The sequence below is a fragment of the Acinetobacter sp. YH01018 genome (genome assembly GCF_013420295.1).
Lineage (GTDB): Bacteria > Pseudomonadota > Gammaproteobacteria > Pseudomonadales > Moraxellaceae > Acinetobacter.
In genome coordinates, this window is sequence record NZ_VOYL01000041.1 from 1 (window position 1) to 26,901 (window position 26,901).

Consider the following 26,901-nt stretch of genomic DNA (forward strand, 5'->3'; position numbering starts at 1 on the left):
AACATTTTGGCGGTAGGACATACCGTTTTGTCTGTGGAGGGTGGATGCGGTAAAGGTCGCCCTGTGAAGCAGAAAGCAAGTGAAATCCGTGAGGAAGTCACCTAAGAGCTTTTGCTTTTAGAATCCCCCCACTTGAGGTAAAACGAAAGTGGTGGGAGTATGTCAACAGAATGTTCATATTATTTTCCTGTCTTTCTTTAACGTTTATATGCATCATCGCAAGTTAATTTAACAATTCGCTGGCATCTAGATTGTTGTGATCCGTTCATTTGCTGTATCAAGATGTTGTTATTGCAATAGATTCAAGCTGTGATTTATCTGCCCATTAGCAGTCCTTGCTGAACATCGGCCTGTTTACGCAAAAAATCCCACACTAACTTAATTCTGGGCTCATGTTGCAAATCGACCAGGGTCAGCATCCAGAAAGTATGGGTAAAACTCAGCTGATCACCCAAAACTTCTTCCAGTTCGCTTTTATCATGCACCAGAAATCTCGGCAAAATGGCCAGTCCGGCACCTGCCCGGACTGCAATCTCTTGTGCCAGAATGCTGTTACTGCGAAAACAGGCACTGACCTGCAAAGGTAAACGTTCCAGCGAATACAGTGCAGCGCTATAGACCAGATCATCAATATAATCGACAAAGCGGTGCTGTTTCAGATCCTCCAGTTTTTGAATGGGCGGATTGTGTTGTAAATAATGTTTACTGCCATACAGCTTTAGACAGTAATTGGAAAGTCGGGTAATGATATAGGGCCCAGATTTGGGCCGGTCGATGGAAATGACGATATCTGCTTCCCGATGCGAGAGCTTGATGGTTTTCGGCACCGGAATCAGGTCAATGGTCAGCAACGGATAATGCTGGGAAAACTCCGCCAACAGACCGGCCAGAAATGCCGTGCCGAATCCTTCCGGTGCACCGATACGCACCCGACCTTGCAAGGGGTCATGCCGCGTGTCAATCTGGATGAAGGACTGTTCCATCTGTTCCACACGCGGGACCAGCGCCAGACCTTCCGAGGTCAGCTCATAACCGCTGGCTTCGCGTTTAAACAGTTGCGTACCGAGGGTACTTTCCAGTGCCTGAATCCGGCGTGCCACAGTACTGTGTTCGACCCCAATCAGGCGGGCTGCATTGGTGAGCGTTTTAGCACGTGCCAAAACTAAAAAAAAGCGTAAATGATCCCAATCTACTTTCATCTTCTATTTAACATCCTGTTAAATTGCTGTGCATATTTGCACAACCATCGTGCATCAATTTCTATTGGTGGTCAAAGTGTTCTTTGTTAGTCTGCTGAAACAGCGTAAAAAAATACGTTAAAAAAGCCAGTAAAGGCAAAGACAACGACAATAACAAACCAGCACGGAGCGACCATGAACGCTATTCATCATCCACAGCAAAGTACCGGATTCACCACGGCCAAATTATTGATTAATGGTGAATTTGTCGATTCAAAAAGTACTCATTGGCAAGATATTGTCAATCCTGCGACTCAGGAAGTCTTGGGTCAGGTACCATTCTCAACCCCTAAAGAAGTCAATGCTGCGATTGCGGCGGCGCAAAATGCCTTGGCCAGCTGGCGCCAAACCCCAATTCAGGCCCGTATGCGCATCATGCTGAAACTGCAGGACCTGATCCGCAGTAACTTGAAAAGCATTGCCCAGGTCTTGACTGCTGAACAGGGCAAAACCCTGGCCGATGCCGAGGGGGATATCCAGCGTGGCCTGGAAGTAGTGGAGCATGCCTGTTCTATCGGTACTCTGCAAATGGGGGAGTATGTGGAAGGCGTGGCACGTGGGGTCGATACCTATACCTTGCAGCAGCCGCTGGGTGTCTGTGCCGGCATTACCCCGTTTAACTTCCCGGCAATGATCCCACTTTGGATGTTTCCGATGGCCATTGTTTGCGGTAATACCTTTGTATTAAAGCCTTCGGAACAGGATCCCCTGTCGACCATGATGCTGGTTGAGCTGGCGATTCAGGCCGGTATCCCTGCTGGTGTGCTGAATGTGGTGCATGGTGGTAAAGAGGTGGTCGATCTGCTGTGTACCCATCGTGATATCAAAGCCATCTCTTTTGTCGGTTCAACCGCAGTCGGTACGCATGTCTATAATCTGGCAGGCCAGCACGGTAAACGTGTGCAATCAATGATGGGTGCCAAAAACCATGTGGTGGTGATGCCGGATGCTAACAAGGAACAGACATTAAATGCCTTGGTCGGTGCAGCTTTTGGTGCAGCGGGACAGCGTTGTATGGCACTTTCGGTAGCGGTGATGGTCGGTGAGACCAAGCAGTGGGTCGATGAACTGGTCAATAAAACCAAAACCTTAAAGGTCAATGCCGGACATGAACCGAATACCGATGTTGGGCCAGTGATTTCAACCCGTGCCAAAGCGCGTGTCATAGATTTAATTAACAGTGGGGTTGAACAGGGCGCCGAACTGCTGCTGGATGGTCGTGATGTGCAGGTTCCTGGCTATGAACAGGGTAATTTTGTCGGTCCCACGATTTTTAACCAGGTCACGACCGAGATGCGCATTTACAAGGAAGAAGTATTTGGTCCGGTACTGGCGATCATGCATGTCGATACTTTGGAACAGGCGATTGCACTGATTAATGCCAATCCGTTTGGTAATGGCGTGGGACTCTTTACCCAAAATGGCAATACGGCACGCACCTTCCAGAACCAGATTGATATCGGTCAGGTCGGTATCAATATTCCAATTCCGGTGCCTGTGCCGTTCTTCAGCTTTACCGGATCACGCGGTTCCAAGCTTGGCGATTTAGGTCCTTATGGCAAACAGGCAGTGCAGTTTTATACCCAGACCAAAACAATTACCAGCCGCTGGTTTGAAGACAACCAGGAAACCACTGGTGTGAATACCACCATCAGTCTGCGTTAAGGAGCATCAGCATGAAGATTGCATTTATCGGTTTAGGCAATATGGGCGGCTCGATGGCACAGAACCTGCTCAAGTCGGGACATCAGGTTTTTGGTTATGACTTAAGCGAAACAGCACTACAGCATTTCGCGCAAGCCGGTGGCATCATCTGTGACAGCCCGCAAGCTGCTGCCAAGCAGGCAGAGGTCGTGGTCAGCATGTTGCCCGCCGCCAAGCATGTCCGTGAAGTTTATTTAGGCGAACACGGTATTCTGGAGGTGCTTCAGGCGGGCAGCCTGTGTATCGATAGCAGCACCATTGACCCGCAAACCATTCAGGAGATTGCCGCAGTAGCGCAGGCCAAACAGGTTCGCGTCTGTGATGCACCGGTATCCGGGGGGACTTTGGGCGCCAAAGACGGTACATTGACCTTTATGGTCGGTGCAGATGCTGCCACCTTTGAAGCCGCCAAACCAGTCCTCAGCTGTATGGGCAAAAATCTGGTGCATTGTGGTGCTGTGGGTACAGGACAGGTGGCGAAAATCTGTAATAACCTGATTCTGGGCATTTCCATGACTGCGGTTGCAGAAGGAATGGCGCTTGGGGCCAAATTAGGCATTGATCCGCAGGCGCTGGCTGGGGTAATCAACAGTTCCACCGGACGTTGCTGGAGTTCTGAAATCTATAATCCCTGGCCGGATATCTGTGCCAATGCACCATCATCACGGGGTTATACCGACGGTTTTGCCGCACAACTGATGCTGAAAGATCTGGGTCTGGCGGTCGATGCGGCACAACAGGCCGAGCAGCCGGTGGTTCTGGGCAGCATGGTACAAAAACTCTATCAACAGCTGTGTCAGGACGGTCATGCCCATCTGGATTTTTCCAGCATCATGCATCAATACACTACAACACCTGCTTAAAAACTTAATGATTCAATGGAGCAAGGATTCGCTTCATCAACAATACCTTGTCAGTAATAACGATAAATTCAGGCTGAGGTTGAACATGTTAGATTATCAAAAAACGGTTGAAAATTTTGATTTAGATGCGGTGGCAAAGCAGTATTTGTCCGGTTCGATGCAGGCGGTAAACGCCTGTTATGAATGTTGTGACCGGCATGCCGATTCCGATGCGATTGCCTTGTACTGGTATGGCAAAGATGGCCGCAAAGAAAAATACAGCTTTCGTGAACTGAAGAAATATTCCAGCCAGTTTGCCAACTTCTTAAAGTCACAGGGGATTGGCAAAGGTGACCGCGTTTCCGGCTTGTTGCCGCGCACCCCGGAGCTGATCATTACCATTTTGGCGACCTGGCGCATTGGCGCAGTCTATCAGCCTTTATTTACTGCCTTTGGCCCTAAAGCCATTGAGCATCGTATTCAGCTGGCACAAAGCAAGCTGGTAGTCACAGACCTGGCCAATCGGGAGAAATTATCCGAGATTAGCCACTGCCCCCCGATTGTGACGGTACAGGCTGAACTGCAGGCAGAAGCCTATCCGCAGGATCTCAGCTTCTGGAGGGTGCTGAACCGGCAAGCGGAAAACTGTGAACTGGAAATGCTTGGTATCGATGAGCCATTTTTACTGATGTTTACCTCGGGCACGACTGGACCAGCCAAACCGTTAAAGGTTCCGCTAAAAGCGCTGATTGCTTTTGCCGGCTATATGCACAATGCCATCGGTCTCACCAAGGATGACACCTTCTGGAATATTGCCGATCCGGGCTGGGCCTATGGTTTGTACTATGCGATTACCGGGCCTTTACTGCTCGGACACTCGACCCTGTTTTATGAAGGCGGTTTTAATGCTGAAAGTGTCTGCGATATTGTCAAGGAATATGGCATCACCAATCTGGCTGGTGCACCGACCGCTTACCGCATGATGATGGCAGCGGACCCTGCCCAGATGGCCCAGCTGCGCGGCAAGTTGCGCGTCGTGAGTAGTGCCGGGGAACCGTTAAATCCGGAAGTGATCCGCTGGTTTAAAGAAGTGCTGGATGTGCCGATTTATGATCATTATGGCCAGACTGAAGTCGGGATGGTGGTGTGTAACCATCATGCGCTGGAACATCCGGTGCGTTCAGGTTCGGCAGGCTTTGCCAGCCCGGGTTACCGGATTGCCGTCGTGGATGAACAGGGCCATGAATTGGCAGCTGACGTTCCGGGTATTCTGGCGGTGGATATCAGCCAGTCCCCAATGATGTGGTTCTCGGGCTATGAAGAAAGCCGTAAATCGCCTTTTGTCGGTGATTACTACTTAACTGGTGATACTGCGGAAATTCATGCTGATGGCAGTATGAGTTTTGTCGGGCGCAGTGATGATGTCATTACCACCTCAGGCTATCGCGTCGGTCCGTTTGATGTCGAGAGTGCCTTGCTGGAGCATGACGCGGTGATCGAAGCGGCAGTGATTGGTGTACCTGACCCAGAGCGGACCGAAATCATTAAAGCTTTTGTGATTCTGGCCAGCCATTCTCCTGCAACTGCCGAGCTGCAACAGGAACTGGGTCAGTTTGTGAAAAAGCGACTGTCTGCCCATGCCTATCCGCGCCTGATCGAGTTTGTCACTGAACTTCCGAAAACCCCGAGTGGCAAGATTCAACGTTTCTTATTGCGTAATCAGGAAATTAACAAGCAACAAGCGAAGAATGCATAAACCAGCCAAATTCAGCAGATTGAATAAAAGATCGAATTAAAGAGATTGAAGGAAGAATCAATGCAATTTACGGAAGAACAACAACTGATTCAGGACATGGCCAAGAGCTTTGCCCAGGAACAGATTAAACCACATGCCGGCGAGTGGGATCAAAAAGGCATCTTTCCCAAAGATGCATTGGCTCAAATGGGAGAATTGGGTTTTCTTGGGATGCTGATTCCCGAGGAATGGGGCGGTTCCGGCACAGGCACACTGGCTTATGTGTTGGCGTTGGAAGAAATTGCCGCAGCCGATGGTGCCACCTCTGCGATTATGAGCGTGCACAACTCGGTCGGTTGTGTACCGATTCTCAAGTTCGGGACAGAGCAGCAAAAGCAGCAATTTTTAAAACCTTTGGCCCAAGGCGAAATGATTGGTGCCTTTGCCCTGACCGAACCACATACCGGTTCGGATGCTGCTGCCATTAAAACCCGTGCGGTCAAAGACGGCGAGCACTACATCATCAATGGCGCCAAACAGTTTATTACCTCCGGGAACAACGCCGGGATGATTATTGTCTTTGCCGTGACCGATCCATCTGCGGGAAAAAAAGGCATGAGTGCCTTTTTAGTGCCACGCGACACCCCAGGCTATGAAGTGATCCGGGTGGAAGAGAAACTGGGTCTGCATGCTTCGGATACCTGTCAGATTGCCTTAACCGATGTGCGTATTCATGAAAGTTTAAGACTCGGTGCAGAAGGTGAAGGCCTGAAAATCGCCCTCGCCAATCTGGAAGGTGGACGGATTGGCATTGCCGCACAAGCCGTCGGTCTGGCCCGTGCCGCTTTAGAAGAAGCCAGCAAATATGCGCATGACCGTGTGGCCTTTGGCAAGCCGATTTTTGAGCAGCAGTCGATTGCATTCAGGCTGGCCTGCATGGCCACCGAAATTGAAGCGGCACGTCAACTGGTTCATTTTGCTGCACGTAAAAAGGAAGCCGGCGAAAGTTGTTTGACTGAAGCCTCCATGGCCAAGCTCTTTGCTTCGGAAATGGCAGAACGTGTCTGCTCCAAGGCGCTACAAATTTTTGGTGGTTATGGTTATCTGAAAGATTTTCCAATCGAACGCATCTATCGCGATGCGCGGATTTGTCAGATCTATGAAGGCACCAGCGATATTCAGCGTCTGGTGATTGCACGCAGTTTATAAGGAATTAAAAAGGATTTTTATCATGCAATGGCAAACGATTTTACTCGAACAACGGAACGGCGTCGGACTGATTACCTTAAACCGCCCGCAAGCTTTAAATGCACTGAATAACCAGCTGATTGTTGAAGTCAATCAAGCCTTGGATCAGCTGGAAAAAGACCCGGCCATCGGCTGTATCGTGATTACCGGTTCGGAAAAAGCCTTTGCTGCCGGTGCCGATATTAAGGAAATGGTCGATTTAACTTTTCCGCAAATTTATCTGGATGATTTTTTCAGTCTGGCCGACCGGATTGCCCAGCGCCGTAAACCGTTGATTGCCGCAGTCAGTGGCTATGCCTTGGGTGGTGGTTGCGAGCTGGCTTTAATGTGCGACTTTATCTACTGTGCCGACAATGCAAAATTTGGTTTGCCTGAAGTCACCTTAGGTGTGCTACCTGGCATTGGCGGCACCCAGCGTTTAACACTGGCCATTGGCAAGGCCAAAGCCATGGAAATGTGCCTGACTGCACGACAAATGGGAGCGCAGGAAGCCGAGCAAAGCGGTCTGGTGGCCCGGGTATTTGCCAAGGAAGAACTGCTGCAACACACCCTGCAAGCGGCGGAAAAAATTGCCGAGAAATCCTTGCCGGCAGTGATGATGATTAAGGAGTCGATTAACCGGGCTTTTGAGGTCAGTCTGGCTGAAGGCTTGCGTTTTGAACGCCGGGTTTTCCATTCCATTTTTGCTAGTGCTGACCAAAAAGAAGGCATGCAGGCCTTTGTAGAAAAACGCCCAGCCCAATTTACCCATCAATAAAAATCATAATAGGAACAAAAATAATGAGTGATGATAACAACTTAGACATTCGGGTCGCAGGAGGTCTGGGCATCATCAGCCTGGACCGTAGCAGCCATTTAAATGCCTTGACCCTGCCGATGATTCAGGGTATTCAGGCACAACTCGATCAGTGGCGTCATGATCCGCAGGTACAAGCCGTGCTGATCAATTCCAACAGTCCGAAAGCGTTCTGTGCCGGAGGCGATATCCGCTATCTGTATGACAGCTATCAGGCCGGAAATACCGGATATCAGGATTTTTTCGCTACTGAATATGCCATGCTGAGCACGCTGCGTCATTTCCCCAAACCTGTGATCGCGATGATGGATGGCTATGTCTTGGGTGGTGGCTTTGGACTGGCGCAGGCGTGTCATATTAAGGTCACTAGTGAAAAATCACGTTTTGCCATGCCCGAAACCGCGATTGGCTTTTTCCCGGATGTCGGTGCCACCCATTTTCTGTCCAGACTGGATGAAGTCGGTGTATATATGGCACTGACCGGTGAACAGATCAGCAGCAGTGATGCGCTGTATCTGGATCTGGTTGATTATCATGTTCCGAGTGAGCGTTTTGCTGAGTTAGAAGCGGCATTGAGCGCTGCGCCTATTTTAAACCCGGTGGAAATCCCCAAAATCATCAGTACATTTATCACCCATCCGCAAGAAAGAGAATTACAAAAACGGATAGCGTCTATTCACAAGCATTTTGCCTATCAGAACCTGGATGAGATTGAACACAGTCTGGCCCATGCAAGCGATGCCACGGAGCAGGAGTGGGCGGATAAAATGCTGGCCATCTTGCAGCAGCGTCCGCTGATGGCCAAACAGATCAGCCTGAAATTACAGCAGGCCGGCCAGAACCTATCGCTGGAAAAATGTATGCAGTTAGAACGGGATTTGCAGGATATCTGGTTAGAGCAGGGTGATTTTATCGAGGGAGTACGGGCACTGATCATTGATAAAGACAAAAATCCACAGTGGCAAACAGACAATGCAGAATTTGAAAAAACGCTGGAAAAATGCTGGCCAGTCTGGACCAAGCAGCATATAGATTCGCTTTGTTATAAATAATCGGAGTTTATTTTAAATAACAAAGTGGGTCACGGATGACACAGCTTAAAAATATAAGAGGGATAGATATGAAACCCGGACAAGAATTACATGCTCAAGCTAAAAAGCCTTCACACCGTTTGGCGGGTATATCCAGTATGGTGGGTACCACCATTGAATGGTACGATTTTTTTATTTACGGTGCTGCGGCCGCATTAATTTTTAATAAACTCTTCTTTCCTAATCTAGATCCATTGATGGGGGTCATGGCTGCATTTGCGACTTACGCTGTTGGCTTTATTGGTCGGCCTCTGGGAGGCATTGTATTTGGTCATTTTGGAGACAAAATTGGCCGTAAAGCCATGTTATTGACTACGCTGATTATGATGGGTATTCCCACCGTGCTTATTGGTTTATTGCCGACCTATGAAAGTATTGGTTATTGGGCGACCGTGTGTCTGATTATCCTGCGCTTTATTCAGGGTATGGCTATGGGAGGAGAATGGGGTGGTGCTGTTTTAATGGCAGTTGAACATGCACCTGAAGGAGGCAAGGGATTTTGGGGTAGCTTACCTCAGGCCAGTGCGGGTGGTGGACTGATGCTCGCATCAATTGCTCTGGGATTGGTGTCTATGCTGCCAGAAGCCAGTCTATTTAGTTGGGGGTGGCGAATTCCATTCCTTGCCAGTATTGTTCTATTGGGCGTTGGCTGGTATATACGGGTCAAAGTGCCAGAATCCCCCGATTTTGAAAAAATGAAAGACCAGGTGCAAGAGATTAAAGTACCGGCTTTGCAAGTGTTTAAAAATCATCCTCGAGAGCTTTTAACCATTATTTTTGCTCGTGCCGCTGAGAATGCATGGTTCTATATTGCTTCTACCTTCGCCCTCGCCTATACCACCACAAAACTGGGAATTCCCCGTCAAGACATTCTATTTGCCACGATTTGTGGAGGTGGCTTGATTATGATTATGACGCCTTTATTTGGACATCTCTCAGATAAGGTGGGTCAAAGAAATATGTTTATGTTTGGTCTAGTGGTCCTTACACTTTATTGTTATCCATTTTTTAGTATGTTGGATACAAAAGACCCACTCTTGGTCTGGACTGCAATCGTATTGGCCATTGGTGTAGTTTTCCCGCTCATGTATGCACCGCAATCCCAGTTGTTTGCTCGACAATTCCCGACCGAAATTCGATATAGTGGTATTTCAATTTCTGTGCAGTTTGCCGGAGTCATTGGCGGAGGCTTAGCTCCCTTAATTGCAACTAAGCTTTTGAGTGTGGGTGGGGGGAGTCCTCATTTGATTATTGGCTATATTATAGGCATGGCTATATTTGCGATTTTCTGTACATGTTTTATGAAGCGTGACAAGTTCAGTATTCCCCACTCCAAAGTGATGGTAAAAAATGCAACAGAAACCGATTTATCCAGCCTTTAATATGAATCAAATTGAAGTTATTCAATAATGTAGCAATGAAATGGATATTTCTTTCGGTTTTGGAAATAATTTTTCCAAGACTGAAAGAATAACGATACGGATGATTTCCATCAGTCTCGTACAAGAAACACATAATTTTCAATGGTTTAAATAACAGCGCTGGAAGCAAAGAGATCAAGCCTTTATGCTTGTTGATAAAGGGTAGAGCAGGCTTTCGGCCAATTAGGGATAAGATGCCTAAGCCCATTCAAAGCCAGTAAAACAATCCATTAACCTTCTTGCATAAGCAGATTAATTGAGAAATTGGCGAATATCGCATTCGACTTGAGTATGTAAATGCTAAATTAAACATTTTCAGAATTTTTGCTACACTTTACCGTAATCGATGTAAATGTATGGGTTTAGGTCTGAATTTGATTGCTGCAATTTACAGCACGGAAATGATTAAAAGAGATTTTTTCAATAGATCTAATAGAGAATCTCGAAATAAATGATTTAACCTATGCTTCATCGTAGAGCATCTATTTATCATCTGCTCGAAGTCAAGACAGCAATCCCGAGTCATCGTCATCGTTTTTGGACCTTGAATATGTTTAACTTTGCTAAGGTTATGCAAATTTTATCTCATTAATAGAACAACAGCTTTTATTGCCAAGTTCTATGTCAACAACAATTCTAGAATATAAAGACTGATGTCAGTATTACAAATACAAAAAATCGTAATACTAAACTGGCACGTCATTTGCATTTATCTATCCATCATAAAGTGATCTAGGGTTCCGGCAGTTATTTGGGCAGTTATTTGCAAAAATACTGTGTCTGAGACCGAGAGTTCACGGCTTAGTTTTGATAAAAACAGAGCTACACGGAGGGATAAAAGCCCGGGAGGTTGGAACAAAAACCTTAGAGAGGTCAAGCAAATGGGCGACTATCATAACAATCAGACTTTATGGACTGAAATCCTGCCAGGCGGGCATCACTGGTCGGGCCGCATTCAAAAAGGCGCAATTCTACAATTCAAGGCACTTGGTGCCAATGCCAACGTTTCCCTGTTCTGTGTTAATGCTGAAGATAAGCTGGAACGCTACAACATGCCCGACAGTCTAAAAGGGCAGCATACCGCATTTTTAAGCACCGGCCATGTGCTGTATTCAGATCTCGGCCGGGTCATGGCATCGATTGTCAAAGATGAGCATGGCTGGAATGATGTTTTATGTGCTCCAAGCACCAAAGTACAAATTGAAAAACAGTTTGGAAACAAAACCTTTCAAGATGCACGCAATGACATGTACCGCAATGGTCGTGACAGCTTGCTGTTAGAGATGACCAAATTTGGCTTATCGACTCAAGATTTAAGCGCTACGGTCAATCTGTTTTCTAAAGTTGTGCCAAATGATGCTGGTGAGCTGTCTTATGTGGCATCGGACCATACCAATCAGCTCATTGAACTGCGTTTTGAAATGGACTGTCTGCTGTTCCTGTCTGCAGCACCCCATGCCTTAGATAACAGTGCTGAGTATCAACCTGCCGATATTCAATTGTCACTGTTCAAAGCCAATACTTTAGCCGAGACCGATATTTGCCGTGATTCATGCCCGCAAAATCAGCGTGCTTTCCAAAACAATAATCGTTACTACGCACTCAGCATTTAATTGGGGGAATCATCATGACTGCATTAGCTAATTTAGGAAATGGTTTAGAAAAATCAGTATTAAGTGAAGTCTGTCCTGCCGGTGAAGCGTGGATGGGTGAAGTCAAGAAAGGACAATATTTCCGTATTGTTGACCTGGAGGGCAATCAGGCGGTGGATACCTTATTTATTTCAGCAAAAAATCCTGAAGAGCGTTACAGCGCAACCGATACGCTTGCGATCAATAAACAGATTTATCTAGAAAAAGGCACCACGCTTTATACCAACTTTGGCCATGCGATTGCGAAAATTCAGGATGATAACTGCGGCCGCCACGATACTTTAGGCGGTGCATGTTCATGTGAAAGTAACAGCGTGCGTTATGCGCATGACAAATTTCCAATGCACAGCTGCCGTAACAATTTCATGATGGCGTTGTCTCAGCATCCGATTGCCAAAAAGCATGGCCTGAATGTGCGTCATATTGGTCCAAACATTAATTTCTTTATGAATGTGCCGGTGACAGCAGATGGTCATTTGAAATTTGATGATGGCATTTCAGCACCCGGTAAATTTGTCGAGATTCAAGCAGAAATGGATTTGATCGTACTGATCTCAAATTGCCCGCAACTGAATAATCCCTGCAATGCCTATAACCCAACTAGAATTCAACTGATCATCCGTGAAGGTGAGGAGTAAGCCATGTTCAATAAAGTCCTCATTGCTAACCGTGGCGCGATTGCCTGCCGCGTGATCCGTACTTTAAAGAAATTGGGTATCCAGTCGGTTGCGGTGTATTCAGAAGCCGACCGTGATTCATTGCATGTCACACTGGCCGATGAAGCGGTGTATATCGGTGAAGCAGCGGCCAGTCAAAGCTATTTAAATGTTGAGAAAATTCTAGAAGTTGCCAAACAGACCGGTGCGCAGGCCATTCACCCGGGTTACGGTTTCCTGTCTGAAAATGCAGACTTCTGCGACTTGTGTGAATCACAAGGCATTGCCTTTATCGGTCCAAACTCCACACAAATGCGTAAATTTGGCCTGAAACACACCGCACGTGAACTGGCGATTCAGGCCAAGGTGCCATTACTGCCGGGCAGTCAGTTATTGGCAGATGAAGCTGAAGCGCTGACTGAGGCTGCACGTATTGGCTATCCGGTGATGCTAAAAAGTACCGCAGGTGGTGGCGGCATCGGCATGCGTCTGGTCTGGAATGAGACTGAACTGAAAGATGCTTATGCAACGGTGTCTTACTTAGCTCAAGCTAATTTTAAAGATGCAGGTTTATACCTAGAGAAATTTGTACAAAACGCCCGTCATATCGAAGTGCAGATTTTTGGTGATGGCAACGGACAGGTCCTTGCACTGGGGGAGCGTGATTGTTCAGTACAGCGTCGTAACCAGAAGGTGATTGAAGAAACCCCGGCACCGCATATCAATGATGAGCAACGTGCTTATATCCAGAATGTTGCGATCCAGCTGATGCAATCAGTGAATTACCGTTCGGCCGGTACGGTTGAATTCGTGATGGATACCGATACGCAGGAATTTTACTTTCTGGAAGTGAATACCCGTCTGCAAGTCGAGCACGGCGTGACCGAGCAGGTCTTTGGCGTAGATCTGGTGGAATGGATGGTAACTCTGGCCAGCGGCGACTGGACAGCACCAAGTGAAAAACTTGAAGCCAAAGGTCATTCTATTCAGGTGCGTCTGTATGCCGAAGACCCGATCAAGAACTTCCAGCCCAGTGCAGGTTTATTGACCCATGTTGAGTTTGATGCTCATGTCCGCAATGAAACATGGGTAGAAACCGGTTCAACCGTATCCTCATTCTATGACCCAATGATTGCCAAAATCATTGTCACCGCAGACGACCGTGAATCTGCGATTCAGGCGATGACCAAAACGCTGGCAAAAACGCAGGTTGCGGGGATTGAAACCAATCTGGAATATCTGCAAAACATCATTGACTGTGAGGTGTTTAAAGCCGGTACCCAAACTACACGTTTTTTAAATACCTTTGTATGGAAAACCCAAAAAATTGAAGTGCTGCAAGCCGGTATTCAGACTGCTGTGCAGGATGTCACTGGTCGTCTCGGTTACTGGGATGTCGGTGTACCGCCATCCGGTGCGATTGATCCATTGTCACTCAATGTCGCCAACCAGTTACTCGGTAATGTAGCGAATACAGCAGGGTTGGAATGTACCCTGCAAGGCCCGATACTGAAATTCCACTGTGATAGCCAGATCGTACTGGCCGGGGGTGACATGCCATCGACCTTGGATGGTGTAGAGGTGCCGATGTGGCAAACGGTGAATGTAGGTAAAGGCCAGATTTTAAAATGTGGCAAAATCGCCACAGGTTGCCGTACCTATATCGGCATCAAGGGCGGTCTGAATGTCCCAAAATATCTGGGTTCACAAGCGACCTTTACCTTGGGCCAGTTTGGTGGTCATGCCGGGCGTAACCTGTTAATTGGCGATATGCTGCCAATTACGGCATTTACATCTAATGAAATAAAAGCTCTTGCACCTGAACAAGTTCCGACTTTTAGTCAGGAATGGGAAATTGCGGTGATGTACGGCCCACATGGGGCGCCGGATTTCTTTACCAAAAATGACATTGATACCTTCTTTGCCAACAGCTTTGAAATTCACTTTAACTCCAGCCGTACCGGGATTCGTCTGATTGGTCCCAAACCGGAATGGGCACGTGAGGACGGTGGTGAAGCCGGTCTGCATCCTTCTAATATTCATGACAATGCCTATGCCATTGGCGCGATTGACTTCACCGGGGATATGCCGATTATTTTGGGTCCAGATGGACCAAGTCTGGGGGGGTTCGTCTGTCCAGCCGTAGTGATTAATTCAGAACTGTGGAAACTCGGTCAGCTGAAAGCCGGCGATAAAGTCAAGTTTGTCCCTGTCAGCTACCACCAAGCAAAACTTTTAAATGAAAAATATCATGCACAATTAGAAGCTTCTGATACCCAAGCTATGGCATTTGATGAATCGTTCTACCCTGAAATCAGCACCTTAAAATCAGCTATTTTAGATACCTTAAAAGGTCAAAATGGTCTACCGGATGTAGTCTATCGTCCTGCTGGCAATAACTATATGCTGGTGGAATATGGCGAGCTGGTTTTAGATCTTAACCTGCGTTTCCGTATCCATGCACTGATGCAATGGGTACAGAAACAGAATATAGCCGGCATTATTGACCTGACGCCGGGCATCCGTTCACTGCAAATCCATTTTGATTCGATCCAGCTGGATCAGCTCGACCTGCTGCGTCTGTTGCAAGTCGCTGAAGCTGAACTGCCGGATGTGACAGCAATGCAAGTGCCATCGCGTACCGTGTATCTGCCACTGGCCTGGGAAGATTCTCAAACCCAACTGGCAACTGAACGTTATATGCAAACTGTGCGTCCAGATGCGCCGTGGTGTCCAGACAATATCGAGTTTATTCGCCGTATTAATGGCTTAAAAGATAAACAAGCCGTGAAAGATGTGGTTTATGACGCAAGTTACTTGGTGATGGGCCTGGGCGATGTGTACCTGGGTGCGCCTGTGGCGACCCCGCTTGATCCACGTCAGCGTCTGGTCACCACCAAATATAACCCGGCACGGACCTGGACACCTGAAAATGCCGTGGGGATTGGCGGTGCCTATATGTGTGTGTACGGCATGGAAGGCCCGGGTGGTTATCAGTTTGTTGGTCGTACTACGCAAATGTGGTCACGCTACCGTAAAAATGCCGACTTTGAACAAGGTAAACCGTGGTTACTACGTTTCTTTGACCAGATCAAGTTCTATGAAGTCTCTGAAGCGGAACTGATGCAGATGCGTGATGACTTTAAAGCGGGACGTTTAAAACTGCGTATTGAAGAAGGTGTATTGAACTTAAAAGAATACAATAACTTCTTAACGGAACATCAGGAATCGATTTCAGCATTTAAAGAAGTGCAACAAGCGAACTTTGATGCAGAACGTCGTCGCTGGCATGCAGCAGGGCTGGCGGAATATGTGTCTGAAAGCCTGGACGCTGTCGATGATGGTGAAGGTGTGGAAATTCCAGATGGTGGTTGTGCAGTGGAATCGCATATGCCGGGTTCAATCTGGAAAATTGAATGTGCTTCGGGTGATATTGTGGAAGAAGGCGCAACTTTGGCCGTCATTGAAGCGATGAAGATCGAGATTCCAATTATTGCCCCTGAGCGTATGCGTGTAGATGCCATTACCATTGAAAAAGGGCAAACGGTGAAGACGGGGCAGGTGTTGTTTACCTTGGCGCCAGTGGCTTAAAGAATAACTTGCTAATAGAGACAATTGTCGTTAGTATGATACTTAATACAGCCGCCACGCTTAGTTCTTCTTCGGGAGTCCGCGCAACCTTGGCGGTTTTTTATGTCTGAATATAATGAACCATGTTGAAAATCTACAATAAAAAACCACTCTCATATATCGAACAGGTAAATCATTTGGAAGACAAAGGCATGATTATTCATAATCGTGCTTGGGCTGAATCTGTATTGTCTAAATATGGTTATTATCGTTTAAGTGCATATTGGTATCCTTATCGTGTACGACAAGAATATAAAATTTTAGATACATTTCAACCTAATACAAGATTTGAAAGCATTGTTCAGCTATACGAGTTTGATACAGAACTCAGGTTACAAGTCTTTAATGCCATAGAGATGATTGAAACTTATTTACGTACACAGATTACCTATTTTATGGCGCATAAGTATGGTGCTTTTGGAATTTATCAGGTAACAAACTTTCATCCAAAATTTAAGCATAGCAGTTTTATCAACAACTGTAATAAAGAGGTCGAGCGTTCAAAAGATATATTCATTCAACATTTTGAACAAAACTATATCGGATTTTCAAAAATTCCTATTTGGATGCTGACAGAAGTTTTAAGTTTGGGATCACTATCTTTTTTATATCAGGGCTTGAAGAACAATAAGTCTGAAGGTGTAGAAGATAAAAAGGAAGTTTCACAGCACTTTTCAGTACATCATGAAAAATTAGCTGAATGGTTGCACATATTGACCTATGTACGAAATACTTGTGCACATCATGGGCGATTATGGAATAAAGAATTAGCAATTAAATCCAAAGTCGATAAAGATCCCAATTGGCAACCACCTATTACACCGACCAACAAACGTATCTTCTATGTACTCTTAATATTAAAAACATTACTCAGACCGACAGGTTTTGATACAGAGTGGTGCAATCAACTGAATAAACTATTAAAACCTATACTGAAAAATGAGAATTGGCGTGTTGCGATGGGTTTCCCTGAAAAATGGGAAGATCATCCTATTTGGAATTTATAAAAGATGGCTAAAAAACTAGAAGAACTTTTAGGAATGCATAGTATTGAAAGTCAAAATCGTATTTTTGAAAATGCAAAAATAATTTTGAATGATCTTGTTAAAGAAGATATTCAATTATTAAAACTTGCAGAAGAAGCTAAAAACGATGAAACCGTAAAGATGAGTCTAAAAGAGCTACGAGCTCGAGTTCACAAAAACCGCGCTTAAAAAGTTTGATAAGCTGAGCCACACTTTAACGCAAAAAGTGAACCTGAATGGTGCAGTGTTGTACAATTTTTATGCATATTTAATGATCTAAATAGCCTTCCTTCTTTTCACTCCCGCTTCAGCAGGGCTTTGTGATGCCGCTGCGGCATTATTCAGTTCATTTTATATTTTGGCACGCTTTCTGCTTTTATTTATATGACAGATAAACAGAGGAGAGCCATTTACTTGATCACTCAACCATACTCATCGTTCAACCCATCATGTATAAAAAAATAACTGTACATGAAGAATAAAAGCAATCGAACCGGTGAAATTATCAATAACCCCCCTGATTTAAAACAGGCCCCAGCTCAGCGTACTGGGGCTTTTTTTTGCCGTTTTTATTTAATCCCGTCACTACAATTGGCACGCTTTCTGCATTTTAGCAAGTAATACGAAATTCCAGTTTTGTAATACCTGTAGGAGATGCACATGAATCATCCAGACTCGAATAAAAAGCTGCATCCATGGCTGAAATTCTTAGTTGAGCTTTTAAGTGTACGTGCCGGACTGCATTTACAGCAATCCGCACAGCAGAAGGAATACCGCCGTGGCTAAACAAAAATTGGCACGGATTAGTATCACCCTGCCAGAAAGCACGCTTCAGGCACTCGATCAAAAGATTGTCGAGCAACATTATGAAAGCCGTTCTCAGGCTATTGTCGACATGATTAACCGCTATTTGATTGACGATCTGGTGGCACACGATGAAGTGATGGTCGGCACATTGACGCTGGTCTATGACGTCAGCCTCAAGCCGCTGCGTTCCCAGCTGGTGGACCTGCAACAGCAATATCTGGAACAGGTGATCAGCTCGCTACATATCCAGCTGGATGATGAAAAAGTCCTGCAGGTGATGCTGATGCAGGGCGTGAGCAGTGACCTGAAAGAAATTAGTGAACAATTTATTGCATTGAAAGGGATGCTCAAAGGGCACCTGGAACTGATGGATGCCGTGATGCCCCCCATTCCTCAAAATACCAATAAAGGAGTATTGTCATGAACACTTTATGGACCATTCAGGATTGGCAGAATGCTTACCAACAGCAGCAGATCCAGTTACAGGATCTGATCTCTTATGTCGCATCGTTTAACAATGACAATCATGCCTGGATTTCAATTGCCACAGCAGAACAATTACAAGCCCAAATTGATACTCTAAAGGGTAAATCCGTAGCAGACCTACCACTGTACGGTATTCCATTTGCGGTGAAAGACAATATTGATGTTGCCGGTTTTTATAGCACGGCAGCCTGTAAAGAAGCTGCTTATCTGGCCAGCAGTGATGCAACAGTGGTTGCCAAGTTGAAAGCGGCTGGTGCGATTGTGGTGGGTAAAACCAATCTGGACCAGTTTGCAACCGGTCTGGTCGGTGTACGTTCTCCATACGGTGCAGTGAAAAATAGCTTTCATCCAGACTATATCAGTGGCGGTTCAAGTTCGGGTTCATCTGTGGCGGTTGCCAATGGTCAGGTGCCTTTCAGTTTAGGCACAGATACCGCAGGTTCGGGCCGTGTGCCAGCCGGACATAACAATATTGTAGGGCTTAAACCGACCAAGGGCTGGTTCTCAACTTCGGGGCTGATTCCGGCTTGCCGTACCATTGATGTGATTTCAATTTTTGCCTTGACGGTGGATGATGCCTGGCAAGTAGCCCAGATCATGCAAGGTTATGATACATCTGATGAATATTCACGCCAGCATCCAGCCAATGTACCCACCCAGTTTTCTAAAGGCAAAATTGCCATTCCGGCACAACTAGAATTCTATGGCGATGCGGAATCGGAAAAAGCCTTTAAACTGGCGATCGCTCGTGCCAAACAGCTGGGCTATGCGGTCGAAGCGATTGATTTCAGCATCTTCAATCAGCTGGCTTCAGCTTTATATAACAAAGCTTGGGTCGCAGAGCGTTGCAGCGCCGTAGAGAAAATAGTCTCGCGTGAGGTGCCCCATCCGGTGATTCACCAGATCATCAGTCAGGCGGACAACTTCAACGCTGTCGATATGATGCAGGCGGAATATGAACGTGCCCAGCTGGCGCGCCAAATCAATCTGGCATTGGCGGACTTTGATGCCTTGATGGTGCCTACCGCACCGACCATTTACAAGATTGCCGATGTGGAAGCAGATCCACTGGTTAAAAATAGCCACATGGGTGCCTATACCAATTTCGTCAATTTTGCTGATCTGTCAGCCTTGGCACTGCCAAATAGCATTCGTGTTGATGGCCTGCCAAGCGGTGTGACCTTTATTGCTCCTGCCTGGATGGATCAGGCCTTGGCCAACTTTGCTCAACGCTGGCAGCAAGCGACAGCTTTAATGCTGGGGACTTCGCAGAAAACTTATATACCAAGCACCCAGATTCAATCTCAGCATTCGGTCAAACTCGCAGTCGTAGGTGCACACCTGACGGGTATGCCGTTGAACTTCCAGCTGACCACACGTGGCGGAACCTTGCTGCAAACCACCCAGACCGCAGCAAGCTATAAATTGTATGCCTTGAAAAATACCACACCGCCTAAACCGGGCCTGCAGTACAGCAGTACAGGTCAGAAGATTGCAGTCGAAGTCTGGGATATTCCATTTGCCAACTTTGGTCAGATTGTTGCAGAAGTGCCGGCACCGCTCGGTATTGGCAATGTTCAGCTGGCAGATGGTCGTTGGGTCAAAGGCTTTATCTGTGAAGGCTATGCGCTGGAAGATGCCACTGACATCAGCCATTTCGGTGGCTGGCGTGACTTTATTCAATCAAAACAACCTTCAAACACGCGTTTTAAATGTAATTGCATAGGGGAAATCGCACCATGATGAAAAAACTAAGTTTAGCCGCATCAATCTGTGGCGCCATTTTATTGAGTGGCTGTGACAATACGGCTAAAGTGCCAGAATCAGATGCCAAGGCAGGCGCTAGTGCCCAAACCCAGCCGATCCGTATTGGTTATAGTGACTGGCCGGGCTTTGTGGCATGGCAAGTGGCCATTGAAAAAGGCTGGTTAAAAGAAGCTGGCGTAAATGCCGATTTTAAATGGTTTGACTATTCGGCTTCATTGTCTGCTTTTGCTGCAAACCAGCTGGATGCGGTGATGGTCACCAACGGAGATAATCTGGTGACCGGTTCCGGTGGTACCAAAGGCGTAATGATCATGGCAACCGACTATTCGGCGGGAAATGACGTCATTATCGCTAAACCGGGGATTAATACGATTCAGGAACTGAAAGGCAAAACAGTGGCGACTGAAAAAGGTCTGGTCGATCACCTGCTGCTGTCGACTGCACTGGATGATGCCAAAATCAAGCTGAACGAGGTCAAGCTGGTCAATACCATGACCAATGAACTGCCTCAGGTCTTTAATACTCCAGATATTGATGCGATTGCCGTATGGCAGCCGGTCGCCAATCAGGCTTTATCTGCCGTTGCCGGTTCAAAGATTATTTTTAGCTCTAAAGATAAAGCCGGCCTGATCTACGATACCCTGACGGTGAATCCAGCACATCTGCAAGCCAACCAGGAACAATGGAAAAAGCTGATCCAGGTTTGGGATAAAACGGTAAAATATATTAATGATCCGGCGACTCGTGAAGATGCGGCCCGGATTATGGCCAAACGGGTCGGGGTCGATGCCAAAGCCTATATGCAGTTTATCGAGGGGACGCATCTATTGGACTTAGAGGCGAACAAGAAAGTCTTTACCAAAGGCAATGGCTTCGATTCGATCTATGGTTCCAGCTACCATGTCAATAAATTCAATGTGACCAATGGCATCTACAGCACTGAAATGAATGTCGATGCTGTCATTGTGCCGACATTGGTACAAGAGCTGAAATAAAGCCAGATCTAGTGCATAAAAAAATCCCCAGTCTGATCAGACTGGGGATTTTTTTATGGTCAGATAAACATCAAAAAAATTAAAGTTCAGTGCTTTTAGAAAACACATTGATAAAAATAATACCCATGATCATCAATGCCAGTCCGATCAGCGCCGGAAGATCTAGGTGCTGTTTAAACACCAGTAGGCCAACCGTTGAAATCAGGATAATGCCGGCACCGGACCAGATCGCATAGGCAATGCCCATCGGAATGGTTTTCATGGTCAGTGACAGAAAGAATAGCGCAACGGCATATCCAAGAATGGTGGCCAGAGATGGCCAGAGCACACTAAAGCCATTGGAGGCTTTCAGGGCAGAAGTCGCAATCACTTCTGCAATGATGGCAATCGACAGATATAAAAAAGCCATATTCCTCCCTAGAGCACGCGTGCTGCATGATGCATCAGGTGATCCTGTTCTGACTTCAGCCAGTGTTCCGCTTCTGCAGTTGTCGCAGTGCTGTGCTGAAACTCGTAGTCAGGCATATACATATCTACCGCAAAAATCAGGTCGATTTCATGACCATCCAAAATTACATGCTGAACCAGACGGGTTTTATCAAGAATCTCAAAGTTGTCGAGATTAAAAGCGTTACCGGCTTCACTGGCGCAGGTGCTGTACGTTTTAGTTTGACCATCCGTGCCGATCGAGACTTCAAAACTTTCAATTAAAGCAAAAACAGTTGGATCAACCGCTTTTAAATCCATTTGAGCAACTGTGCTTTGTACATCTGGCAAACGGGTCAGGGCATAGGCCATATGATTGCCACAGATAATCAGGCCGCCATCCATTTCCAGCTTTTGTCCTAACTGGACATCAAGTGCTGATTGAAGTCGCAGGCCTAAAAACACACCGCATTGTACCTGCTGGCGCCAGTCTTCGACATAAACGTTGCTGGGAGAGAATTCCAGAATGCAGTTGCCAATCGCATGCAGCTTTGCCGGCTCAGGCCATTGCACATGGTTCTGGTAATTGGCGTAGTCAGCGACCTCCCAGGACAACAGCTGCTTGGATTCATCCCATAAGGTATTGCCAATCCAGCCCTGACGGTCTGCGATGGGTGTGCCATTCTGACTTTTCAGGCGCAGATCAATGGTAAAGCTGCGCGACTGAAACCAGTACACAATGGTATTTTCATCGGTCAGGCCATTAAAGAAGCTGATACTTTTGCGCCGGAAAGCACCATATAAAAAGTTCGGAATAACTTCAGGCTGACGGGTTGTCGGTGTTAAAGTTGTCAGTGCTTCAAGTAAGTTCATGATGTTGCCTCCGGCTGTTCTTCAAGGCCAAAGGAGGACAGCGGGACCGCATTTTTCAGTACCAGTTCGCCGGAAGCGATACGTTGTTTTAAATAATGAAACGTTTGTGCAGTCTGGTTAAACAGATGTTCGCCACCAATCAGTGCAGCATATTTGCAATCTTCAGTTTGAATGACCGGTTCAATCACGGTGTCATAATTGCAGGCACAAAACAGCGGGAAGGAGTAACGTTCTTCCGAAACCTTTTTCACCCGATGTTTGGTCGCCAGGTATTGACCATTGGACAGAATTTCCATCATGTCACCGATATTCATCACCAGGGTATTTTCAATCAATGGAATATCGATCCACTCACCGGCTTTATTCAGTACCTGCAAACCGGGTGCAGTGGGTAGCAGCAAGGTAAAGCATTCATAGTCGGTGTGTGCACCAATCCCTTCAGCATCTGTGACTTCGGGATTATAGGGATAATGAATTAGGCGTAACTGGCTTGGGGCATCGGTAATTTTACGCGCAAAAAAGTCTTCTTCGATGCCCAGTGCCAGGGCAAAAGCAGCAAAAATCTGCTGGCTGATCTCACGCAGATGGCTGTAATACTGACTGACCACTGCCCTGAAATTGGGGTCTTCCGGCCATAAGGTTGGGCCGAGCAATGGGCAGCCTGTTTCAGGTCCCTGATAGTCATAATTGACATCATAGGCTTCTTTTAGATCATAGCTATGTCCAGCAAACTGTTCTTCGCCAATCGGCACATAACCACTATGGTTACTGGATTGACCAATATAGTGCTGCATCTTGCTGTCCAGATCCTGTGAAAAATAGGATTGGGCAATTTCAATCAAGGCTTTGGCATAGTCAAAATTAAATTGGCGACCTTGCAGATAGAGAAAGCCAACCTCTTTGCAGGCCTGATCCAGAGCATGAGCGACTTCAAGACGGTCGGCCAGATGTGGACTTTGCAGTTTGGAGATATCAATAAGCGGAAGTACATATGGGTCTTGCATGGCAATCACCTTAATTGTTGGTCGTCCAACACAGCGATTAAAACCTTTGGGTCGTCCCAAAGGTGCTTTTAACCTGATTATTTGCTGGTGCTCACTTTGGTCAGACGCGGAATCTCCGGCAGATCCGCCAGTGCTGGATCTAGTTCATCTTCCTGGGCATGCACCATGTGATCGACATGCTCACGCAGCTGTTTAAATTCCGGCGTCAGCATCAGATCGGGATGACGTGGACGTGGCAGATTCACTTCAATAATTTCTTTAATTTCACCCGGATTGGCTTTCAAGGCCACAATGCGGTCGGCCAGCAAAATCGCTTCATCCATATCGTGGGTCACGAAAATAATGGTGATATCGATGTTCTGCCACAGGTCCAGCAGGTGACGCTGCATTTTCTGGCGCGTATGCGGATCCAGCGCACCAAAAGGTTCATCCATCAGCAAGACTTTGGGTTCATTGACCAGCGCACGGGCAATCGCGACACGCTGTTTCATCCCGCCAGACAGCTGATGCGGATACTGGTCCTGATATTTTTCCAGACCAATGATATTGATCCATTCACGTGCCTGCGCTTCGGCTGAGGCATTACTTTGGCCTTTCATTTTTGGGCCAAACATGACATTTTCTTTGACGGTTTTCCATGGGAACAGGGTATAGCCCTGAAACACCATGCCACGTTCCGGACTCGGACCGGTAATCGGCTGGCCATCGACCAGAATCTCACCACTGCTATACGGGTCTAGTCCTGCTACTACACGGCTAAACGTAGACTTTCCACAACCAGAAGGACCAATCACACAGATAAACTCACGCTTATGAATTTTGAGATCCAGGGCATTTAAAACCGTACGTTCAGTTTTGCCATGACTGAATTTTTGCGTCAGCTGTTTCGCTTCCAGAATCACCGGACGGCTATAAATCTTGTTAAAGTATTCGCGGGTATTAAATTCAGGGTTTTGCATTAATTTGCTCCCGGTTTCCATTTAAATAGGCGTTGTCCCAGTTTCATTAACATCACATCGCAAAGCAGACCAATCACCCCAATGATCAGGATCGCGGCAAAGACATTGTCAAAATTCTGGTAACGGGCTTGCTGGGTAATAAACCAGGTAATCCCCGAGGTACTGCCGATCAGTTCAGCCACGATCAGATAGGTCCATGCCCAGCCGAGCAGGACACGCAGATTGCGGTAAATTTCAGGAAGGGCCGCTGGAATGACCACATAAAACAAGCTTTTCATTTTATTGGTGCCTAAGGTAAAACCGGCTTCAATCAGGCTACGGTCCACCAGACGTGTGGTATTGGCAATAATCAGGATTTGCTGGAACAGGGTGCCAATGACAATGATGGCAATTTTCGGTGCATCATTGATCCCTAAAATAGCAACCGCAAGTGCACCAAAGGCCGGGGCAGGCAGGTAGCGGAAAAATTCAACAAAAGGCTCGGTCAGCTGGGAAATTTTGTGAGAGAAACCACATAAAATACCGAGTGGAATCCCGATCAGCGAAGAAATAAAGAAAGCACTAAAGACCAGTTTGATACTGTGCCACAGGCTTTCATGGAACCAGGGTGTATTGGCCTGTGCAGGTTCAGTGGTGAATGCCGTGACCAGGGCAATCGCCACTTCATGTGGGGCGGGCAGATAGATCGGATTCACCAGAATCCCTTGCGGTGGAGCCAGACCTTGATCTAGCGCAGACTGGGCGGCAGAGAAAAAGACGTCTTTATCAATGCGACTACCGACCTGTAAATAGTTCACGCTGCCTGAATCGGCAATCTGGACTTGTGGATGCCAGATAAAGGGTAAATAGCTGACTGCACACCAAATCAAGACCGGTATTAAAAAAGACCCCAAGCCAAACAGCAGTTTATTTCTTTGACTGAGTTCACGTGCAACGTAACCCATAGTGTTGCCCCTCAATATTACAATTTTTATAAAACGTAATACTGATTAAGCAAAATAGGTGCCAAAATTATTGTTTTCATTCAATGGACTGCTGGAAATAGCCTAAGCTGAAAGAAACTGATGTTTAAATTACGCATAATGCCACCTTTTACATAGGACAAAGGCTTTAGAAGCGGGGACGTTGTGCAGGCCATCATCTGGTGTGTTTAGCCCCTGGTTAAAAAACGTGGAAACTAAAATCAGGTGGCTTAGATAGATGGGGAAGGAGCTAGCCTCAACCATGACCTGGTTTAATGAGTGGCGAGTACCAGAGAGCAAGTATTGAAAGCTTTTAAACGTGCAGTTAAAAAATAATGTAAAAACTAAAAAATGGAAGAATTTCTACAATTTGATCAGACATATAGCGATAGTTAGCTCATCATTTCGCTACTTTTGGTATGTAAACAGATTACAGTAAATAAATTAGAAATTGACATTCTGCTTAACCTCAAGGCGCAGCTATCTACGCATCTTTCTCGATCCTTAAAATATGTTGCTATTTTCTCTAACTCATCCACTGAATATTCTGAAGCTGGCTGAAGGGTACCAGTGTACTGAATAAGCCAAACGACCCATCTGAGTGGGAGCTTGCAGTTATCACCACCCGAGATATTGCGCCTTTAAAATATTTGTATAATCCTGCCATAGCCAGATAAAAACTCAGGGTTTGTAACTACTAATTGAAATCTACTTATTTCTATACTATTATATACAACATGAGTAAATATGTAAGCATTAGCGTTGCAGCTAAAACATTAGGTGTTTCCATTCAAACATTAAGGCGTTGGGATGAAGAAGGCACTTTGGTTGCAGATCGAACCCCTAAAAATCATAGACGATATGATCTGAGTAAGATCACGCCTGAGCAAATACACAAGCCCGATAGTCAACTTCAAAGGAAAACCATTGCATACGCAAGGGTATCGAGTCATGACCAAAAAGAAGATTTAATTCGACAGCAACAAGTTCTTGAAATGTACTGTGCAAATCAAGGTTGGACGTTTGAATTAATCTCCGATCTTGGTTCGGGTATGAACTATAGAAAAAAAGGCTTAAATAAGCTGCTAGAAGCAATCATGAATGATGAAATCGGACGTTTGGTTTTAACGCATAAAGATCGCTTATTGCGGTTTGGTGCTGAGTTGGTTTTTGCCTTATGTGAAGCTAAAAGCGTGGAGATCGTCATTCTTAATAAGGGTGAAAATTTGTCTTTTGAGGAAGAACTTGCTCAAGATGTTTTGGAAATCATTACAGTGTTTTCGGCAAGATTATATGGTAGTCGTAGTAAGAAAAACCAAAAGTTAATACAGGCAGTCAAAGACGCACTATGAGCCGATTCATACGAGGGCATGTAATCCAATTACTGCCAAATAATAAGCAAGCAAGTCATTTCGCTCAAGCGAGTGGTGTTGCTCGTTTGTCGTATAATTGGGCTTTAAGAGCCTATCCAGTATTAATTTCATTCTTTTTTAGCACTTAAAAAAAGAATTTGTTAAAATTATTCAATGAGAAAACCATATCCCAGCGACATTAGTCGAGAAGCCTTTAAAGAAATTGAACCGT

General features: G+C 46.1%; 24 protein-coding genes and 1 riboswitch. Of the genes, 18 read left to right on the plus strand and 6 right to left on the minus strand.

The window, feature by feature from the left end:
• Positions 1-314 precede the first annotated feature (314 nt).
• The gene (locus tag FTT83_RS12260; protein ID WP_086194875.1) at positions 315-1,199 is read right to left on the minus strand and encodes a LysR family transcriptional regulator; all 885 of its coding nucleotides are present in this window, start codon (positions 1,197-1,199) and stop codon (positions 315-317) included.
• A gap of 174 nt (positions 1,200-1,373) precedes the next feature.
• Here FTT83_RS12260 and FTT83_RS12265 point away from each other — a divergent pair, with 174 nt between their 5' ends.
• From FTT83_RS12265 to FTT83_RS12335, 16 genes are all read left to right on the plus strand, one after another.
• Entirely contained in the window at positions 1,374-2,903 is a 1,530-nt protein-coding gene (locus FTT83_RS12265) for a CoA-acylating methylmalonate-semialdehyde dehydrogenase (RefSeq protein WP_086194874.1), read from the plus strand.
• An 11-nt stretch (positions 2,904-2,914) separates the two neighbouring features.
• Positions 2,915-3,805: a 3-hydroxyisobutyrate dehydrogenase gene (mmsB, locus tag FTT83_RS12270; protein WP_180043781.1), complete on the plus strand. Its 891-nt coding sequence runs from the start codon at positions 2,915-2,917 to the stop codon at positions 3,803-3,805.
• An 85-nt stretch (positions 3,806-3,890) separates the two neighbouring features.
• Positions 3,891-5,540, plus strand: coding sequence for an AMP-binding protein (locus tag FTT83_RS12275; protein ID WP_180043779.1), 1,650 nt, complete (start codon positions 3,891-3,893; stop codon positions 5,538-5,540).
• Between the two features lie 60 nt (positions 5,541-5,600).
• Positions 5,601-6,728 carry an acyl-CoA dehydrogenase family protein gene (locus FTT83_RS12280; protein ID WP_180043777.1) on the plus strand — a complete coding sequence of 376 codons (1,128 nt, stop codon included), beginning with the start codon at positions 5,601-5,603 and terminating at the stop codon, positions 6,726-6,728.
• A 22-nt stretch (positions 6,729-6,750) separates the two neighbouring features.
• The gene (locus FTT83_RS12285) at positions 6,751-7,524 is read left to right on the plus strand and encodes an enoyl-CoA hydratase (protein WP_180176668.1); all 774 of its coding nucleotides are present in this window, start codon (positions 6,751-6,753) and stop codon (positions 7,522-7,524) included.
• A 23-nt stretch (positions 7,525-7,547) separates the two neighbouring features.
• Positions 7,548-8,615 (plus strand): enoyl-CoA hydratase/isomerase family protein, encoded by a 1,068-nt coding sequence (locus tag FTT83_RS12290; protein WP_180082504.1) that lies wholly within the window; start codon positions 7,548-7,550, stop codon positions 8,613-8,615.
• A 68-nt stretch (positions 8,616-8,683) separates the two neighbouring features.
• The gene (locus FTT83_RS12295) at positions 8,684-10,036 is read left to right on the plus strand and encodes an MFS transporter (protein ID WP_180082502.1); all 1,353 of its coding nucleotides are present in this window, start codon (positions 8,684-8,686) and stop codon (positions 10,034-10,036) included.
• A gap of 760 nt (positions 10,037-10,796) precedes the next feature.
• Positions 10,797-10,926: riboswitch (guanidine-I (ykkC/yxkD leader) on the plus strand.
• A 30-nt stretch (positions 10,927-10,956) separates the two neighbouring features.
• Positions 10,957-11,688, plus strand: a complete 732-nt coding sequence (locus tag FTT83_RS12300; RefSeq protein WP_086194867.1) for an urea amidolyase associated protein UAAP1 — start codon at positions 10,957-10,959, stop codon at positions 11,686-11,688.
• A 14-nt stretch (positions 11,689-11,702) separates the two neighbouring features.
• Positions 11,703-12,365 carry an urea amidolyase associated protein UAAP2 gene (locus tag FTT83_RS12305; protein WP_086194866.1) on the plus strand — a complete coding sequence of 221 codons (663 nt, stop codon included), beginning with the start codon at positions 11,703-11,705 and terminating at the stop codon, positions 12,363-12,365.
• 3 nt (positions 12,366-12,368) lie between these two features.
• Complete coding sequence (uca, locus tag FTT83_RS12310; protein ID WP_180176667.1) at positions 12,369-15,974, plus strand: urea carboxylase; 3,606 nt, start codon at positions 12,369-12,371, stop codon at positions 15,972-15,974.
• Positions 15,975-16,096: 122 nt separating this feature from the next.
• Entirely contained in the window at positions 16,097-17,020 is a 924-nt protein-coding gene (locus FTT83_RS12315) for an Abi family protein (protein ID WP_180082393.1), read from the plus strand.
• Between the two features lie 3 nt (positions 17,021-17,023).
• Entirely contained in the window at positions 17,024-17,227 is a 204-nt protein-coding gene (locus FTT83_RS12320; protein ID WP_086194863.1) for a hypothetical protein, read from the plus strand.
• A gap of 471 nt (positions 17,228-17,698) precedes the next feature.
• Positions 17,699-17,824 carry a hypothetical protein gene (locus FTT83_RS16125; protein WP_257221739.1) on the plus strand — a complete coding sequence of 42 codons (126 nt, stop codon included), beginning with the start codon at positions 17,699-17,701 and terminating at the stop codon, positions 17,822-17,824.
• On the plus strand, positions 17,817-18,269 hold the full coding sequence (locus tag FTT83_RS12325) for a ribbon-helix-helix protein, CopG family (protein WP_180043763.1): 453 nt from the start codon (positions 17,817-17,819) through the stop codon (positions 18,267-18,269). The genes FTT83_RS16125 and FTT83_RS12325 overlap by 8 nt, the downstream gene beginning before the upstream one ends.
• Complete coding sequence (gene atzF / locus FTT83_RS12330; RefSeq protein ID WP_180043761.1) at positions 18,266-20,074, plus strand: allophanate hydrolase; 1,809 nt, start codon at positions 18,266-18,268, stop codon at positions 20,072-20,074. The genes FTT83_RS12325 and atzF overlap by 4 nt, the downstream gene beginning before the upstream one ends.
• Positions 20,071-21,093, plus strand: a complete 1,023-nt coding sequence (locus FTT83_RS12335; RefSeq protein WP_180043759.1) for an ABC transporter substrate-binding protein — start codon at positions 20,071-20,073, stop codon at positions 21,091-21,093. Before atzF ends, FTT83_RS12335 begins: the two co-directional genes overlap by 4 nt.
• Positions 21,094-21,172: 79 nt before the next feature.
• Here FTT83_RS12335 and FTT83_RS12340 read toward each other — a convergent pair whose 3' ends face one another.
• The 5 genes from FTT83_RS12340 to FTT83_RS12360 form a co-directional block, all read right to left on the minus strand.
• On the minus strand, positions 21,173-21,502 hold the full coding sequence (locus FTT83_RS12340) for a multidrug efflux SMR transporter (protein WP_180043757.1): 330 nt from the start codon (positions 21,500-21,502) through the stop codon (positions 21,173-21,175).
• Between the two features lie 8 nt (positions 21,503-21,510).
• Positions 21,511-22,392, minus strand: coding sequence for a hypothetical protein (locus FTT83_RS12345; protein ID WP_180043755.1), 882 nt, complete (start codon positions 22,390-22,392; stop codon positions 21,511-21,513).
• Entirely contained in the window at positions 22,389-23,396 is a 1,008-nt protein-coding gene (locus FTT83_RS12350; protein WP_180043753.1) for an isopenicillin N synthase family oxygenase, read from the minus strand. The genes FTT83_RS12345 and FTT83_RS12350 overlap by 4 nt, the downstream gene beginning before the upstream one ends.
• 77 nt (positions 23,397-23,473) lie before the next feature.
• On the minus strand, positions 23,474-24,355 hold the full coding sequence (locus FTT83_RS12355) for an ABC transporter ATP-binding protein (RefSeq protein WP_180043751.1): 882 nt from the start codon (positions 24,353-24,355) through the stop codon (positions 23,474-23,476).
• On the minus strand, positions 24,355-25,299 hold the full coding sequence (locus FTT83_RS12360; RefSeq protein WP_086194856.1) for an ABC transporter permease: 945 nt from the start codon (positions 25,297-25,299) through the stop codon (positions 24,355-24,357). Before FTT83_RS12360 ends, FTT83_RS12355 begins: the two co-directional genes overlap by 1 nt.
• A 755-nt stretch (positions 25,300-26,054) precedes the next feature.
• Between FTT83_RS12360 and FTT83_RS12365 the strand changes: the two genes are divergently transcribed.
• Together FTT83_RS12365 and FTT83_RS12370 are read left to right on the plus strand one after the other, a co-directional pair.
• The gene (locus FTT83_RS12365) at positions 26,055-26,669 is read left to right on the plus strand and encodes an IS607 family transposase (protein ID WP_005402019.1); all 615 of its coding nucleotides are present in this window, start codon (positions 26,055-26,057) and stop codon (positions 26,667-26,669) included.
• Entirely contained in the window at positions 26,666-26,818 is a 153-nt protein-coding gene (locus FTT83_RS12370) for a helix-turn-helix domain-containing protein (RefSeq protein WP_257234906.1), read from the plus strand. The genes FTT83_RS12365 and FTT83_RS12370 overlap by 4 nt, the downstream gene beginning before the upstream one ends.
• Positions 26,819-26,901 lie beyond the last annotated feature (83 nt).

Excerpts from the sequence above, each read along its gene's own strand:
- FTT83_RS12290 (WP_180082504.1), top strand. The coding sequence starts at position 7,548 with ATGAGTGATGATAACAACTTAGACATTCGGGTCGCAGGAGGTCTGGGC.
- FTT83_RS12335 (WP_180043759.1), top strand. The coding sequence starts at position 20,071 with ATGATGAAAAAACTAAGTTTAGCCGCATCAATCTGTGGCGCCATTTTA.
- FTT83_RS12305 (WP_086194866.1), top strand. The coding sequence starts at position 11,703 with ATGACTGCATTAGCTAATTTAGGAAATGGTTTAGAAAAATCAGTATTA.
- uca (WP_180176667.1), top strand. The coding sequence starts at position 12,369 with ATGTTCAATAAAGTCCTCATTGCTAACCGTGGCGCGATTGCCTGCCGC.
- FTT83_RS12295 (WP_180082502.1), top strand. The coding sequence starts at position 8,684 with ATGAAACCCGGACAAGAATTACATGCTCAAGCTAAAAAGCCTTCACAC.
- atzF (WP_180043761.1), top strand. The coding sequence starts at position 18,266 with ATGAACACTTTATGGACCATTCAGGATTGGCAGAATGCTTACCAACAG.
- FTT83_RS12275 (WP_180043779.1), top strand. The coding sequence starts at position 3,891 with ATGTTAGATTATCAAAAAACGGTTGAAAATTTTGATTTAGATGCGGTG.
- FTT83_RS12315 (WP_180082393.1), top strand. The coding sequence starts at position 16,097 with ATGTTGAAAATCTACAATAAAAAACCACTCTCATATATCGAACAGGTA.
- mmsB (WP_180043781.1), top strand. The coding sequence starts at position 2,915 with ATGAAGATTGCATTTATCGGTTTAGGCAATATGGGCGGCTCGATGGCA.
- FTT83_RS12350 (WP_180043753.1), bottom strand. The coding sequence starts at position 23,396 with ATGCAAGACCCATATGTACTTCCGCTTATTGATATCTCCAAACTGCAA.
- FTT83_RS12345 (WP_180043755.1), bottom strand. The coding sequence starts at position 22,392 with ATGAACTTACTTGAAGCACTGACAACTTTAACACCGACAACCCGTCAG.
- FTT83_RS12280 (WP_180043777.1), top strand. The coding sequence starts at position 5,601 with ATGCAATTTACGGAAGAACAACAACTGATTCAGGACATGGCCAAGAGC.
- FTT83_RS16125 (WP_257221739.1), top strand. The coding sequence starts at position 17,699 with ATGAATCATCCAGACTCGAATAAAAAGCTGCATCCATGGCTGAAATTC.
- FTT83_RS12300 (WP_086194867.1), top strand. The coding sequence starts at position 10,957 with ATGGGCGACTATCATAACAATCAGACTTTATGGACTGAAATCCTGCCA.
- FTT83_RS12340 (WP_180043757.1), bottom strand. The coding sequence starts at position 21,502 with ATGGCTTTTTTATATCTGTCGATTGCCATCATTGCAGAAGTGATTGCG.
- FTT83_RS12360 (WP_086194856.1), bottom strand. The coding sequence starts at position 25,299 with ATGGGTTACGTTGCACGTGAACTCAGTCAAAGAAATAAACTGCTGTTT.
- FTT83_RS12285 (WP_180176668.1), top strand. The coding sequence starts at position 6,751 with ATGCAATGGCAAACGATTTTACTCGAACAACGGAACGGCGTCGGACTG.
- FTT83_RS12355 (WP_180043751.1), bottom strand. The coding sequence starts at position 24,355 with ATGCAAAACCCTGAATTTAATACCCGCGAATACTTTAACAAGATTTAT.
- FTT83_RS12260 (WP_086194875.1), bottom strand. The coding sequence starts at position 1,199 with ATGAAAGTAGATTGGGATCATTTACGCTTTTTTTTAGTTTTGGCACGT.
- FTT83_RS12365 (WP_005402019.1), top strand. The coding sequence starts at position 26,055 with ATGAGTAAATATGTAAGCATTAGCGTTGCAGCTAAAACATTAGGTGTT.
- FTT83_RS12370 (WP_257234906.1), top strand. The coding sequence starts at position 26,666 with ATGAGCCGATTCATACGAGGGCATGTAATCCAATTACTGCCAAATAAT.
- FTT83_RS12320 (WP_086194863.1), top strand. The coding sequence starts at position 17,024 with ATGGCTAAAAAACTAGAAGAACTTTTAGGAATGCATAGTATTGAAAGT.
- FTT83_RS12265 (WP_086194874.1), top strand. The coding sequence starts at position 1,374 with ATGAACGCTATTCATCATCCACAGCAAAGTACCGGATTCACCACGGCC.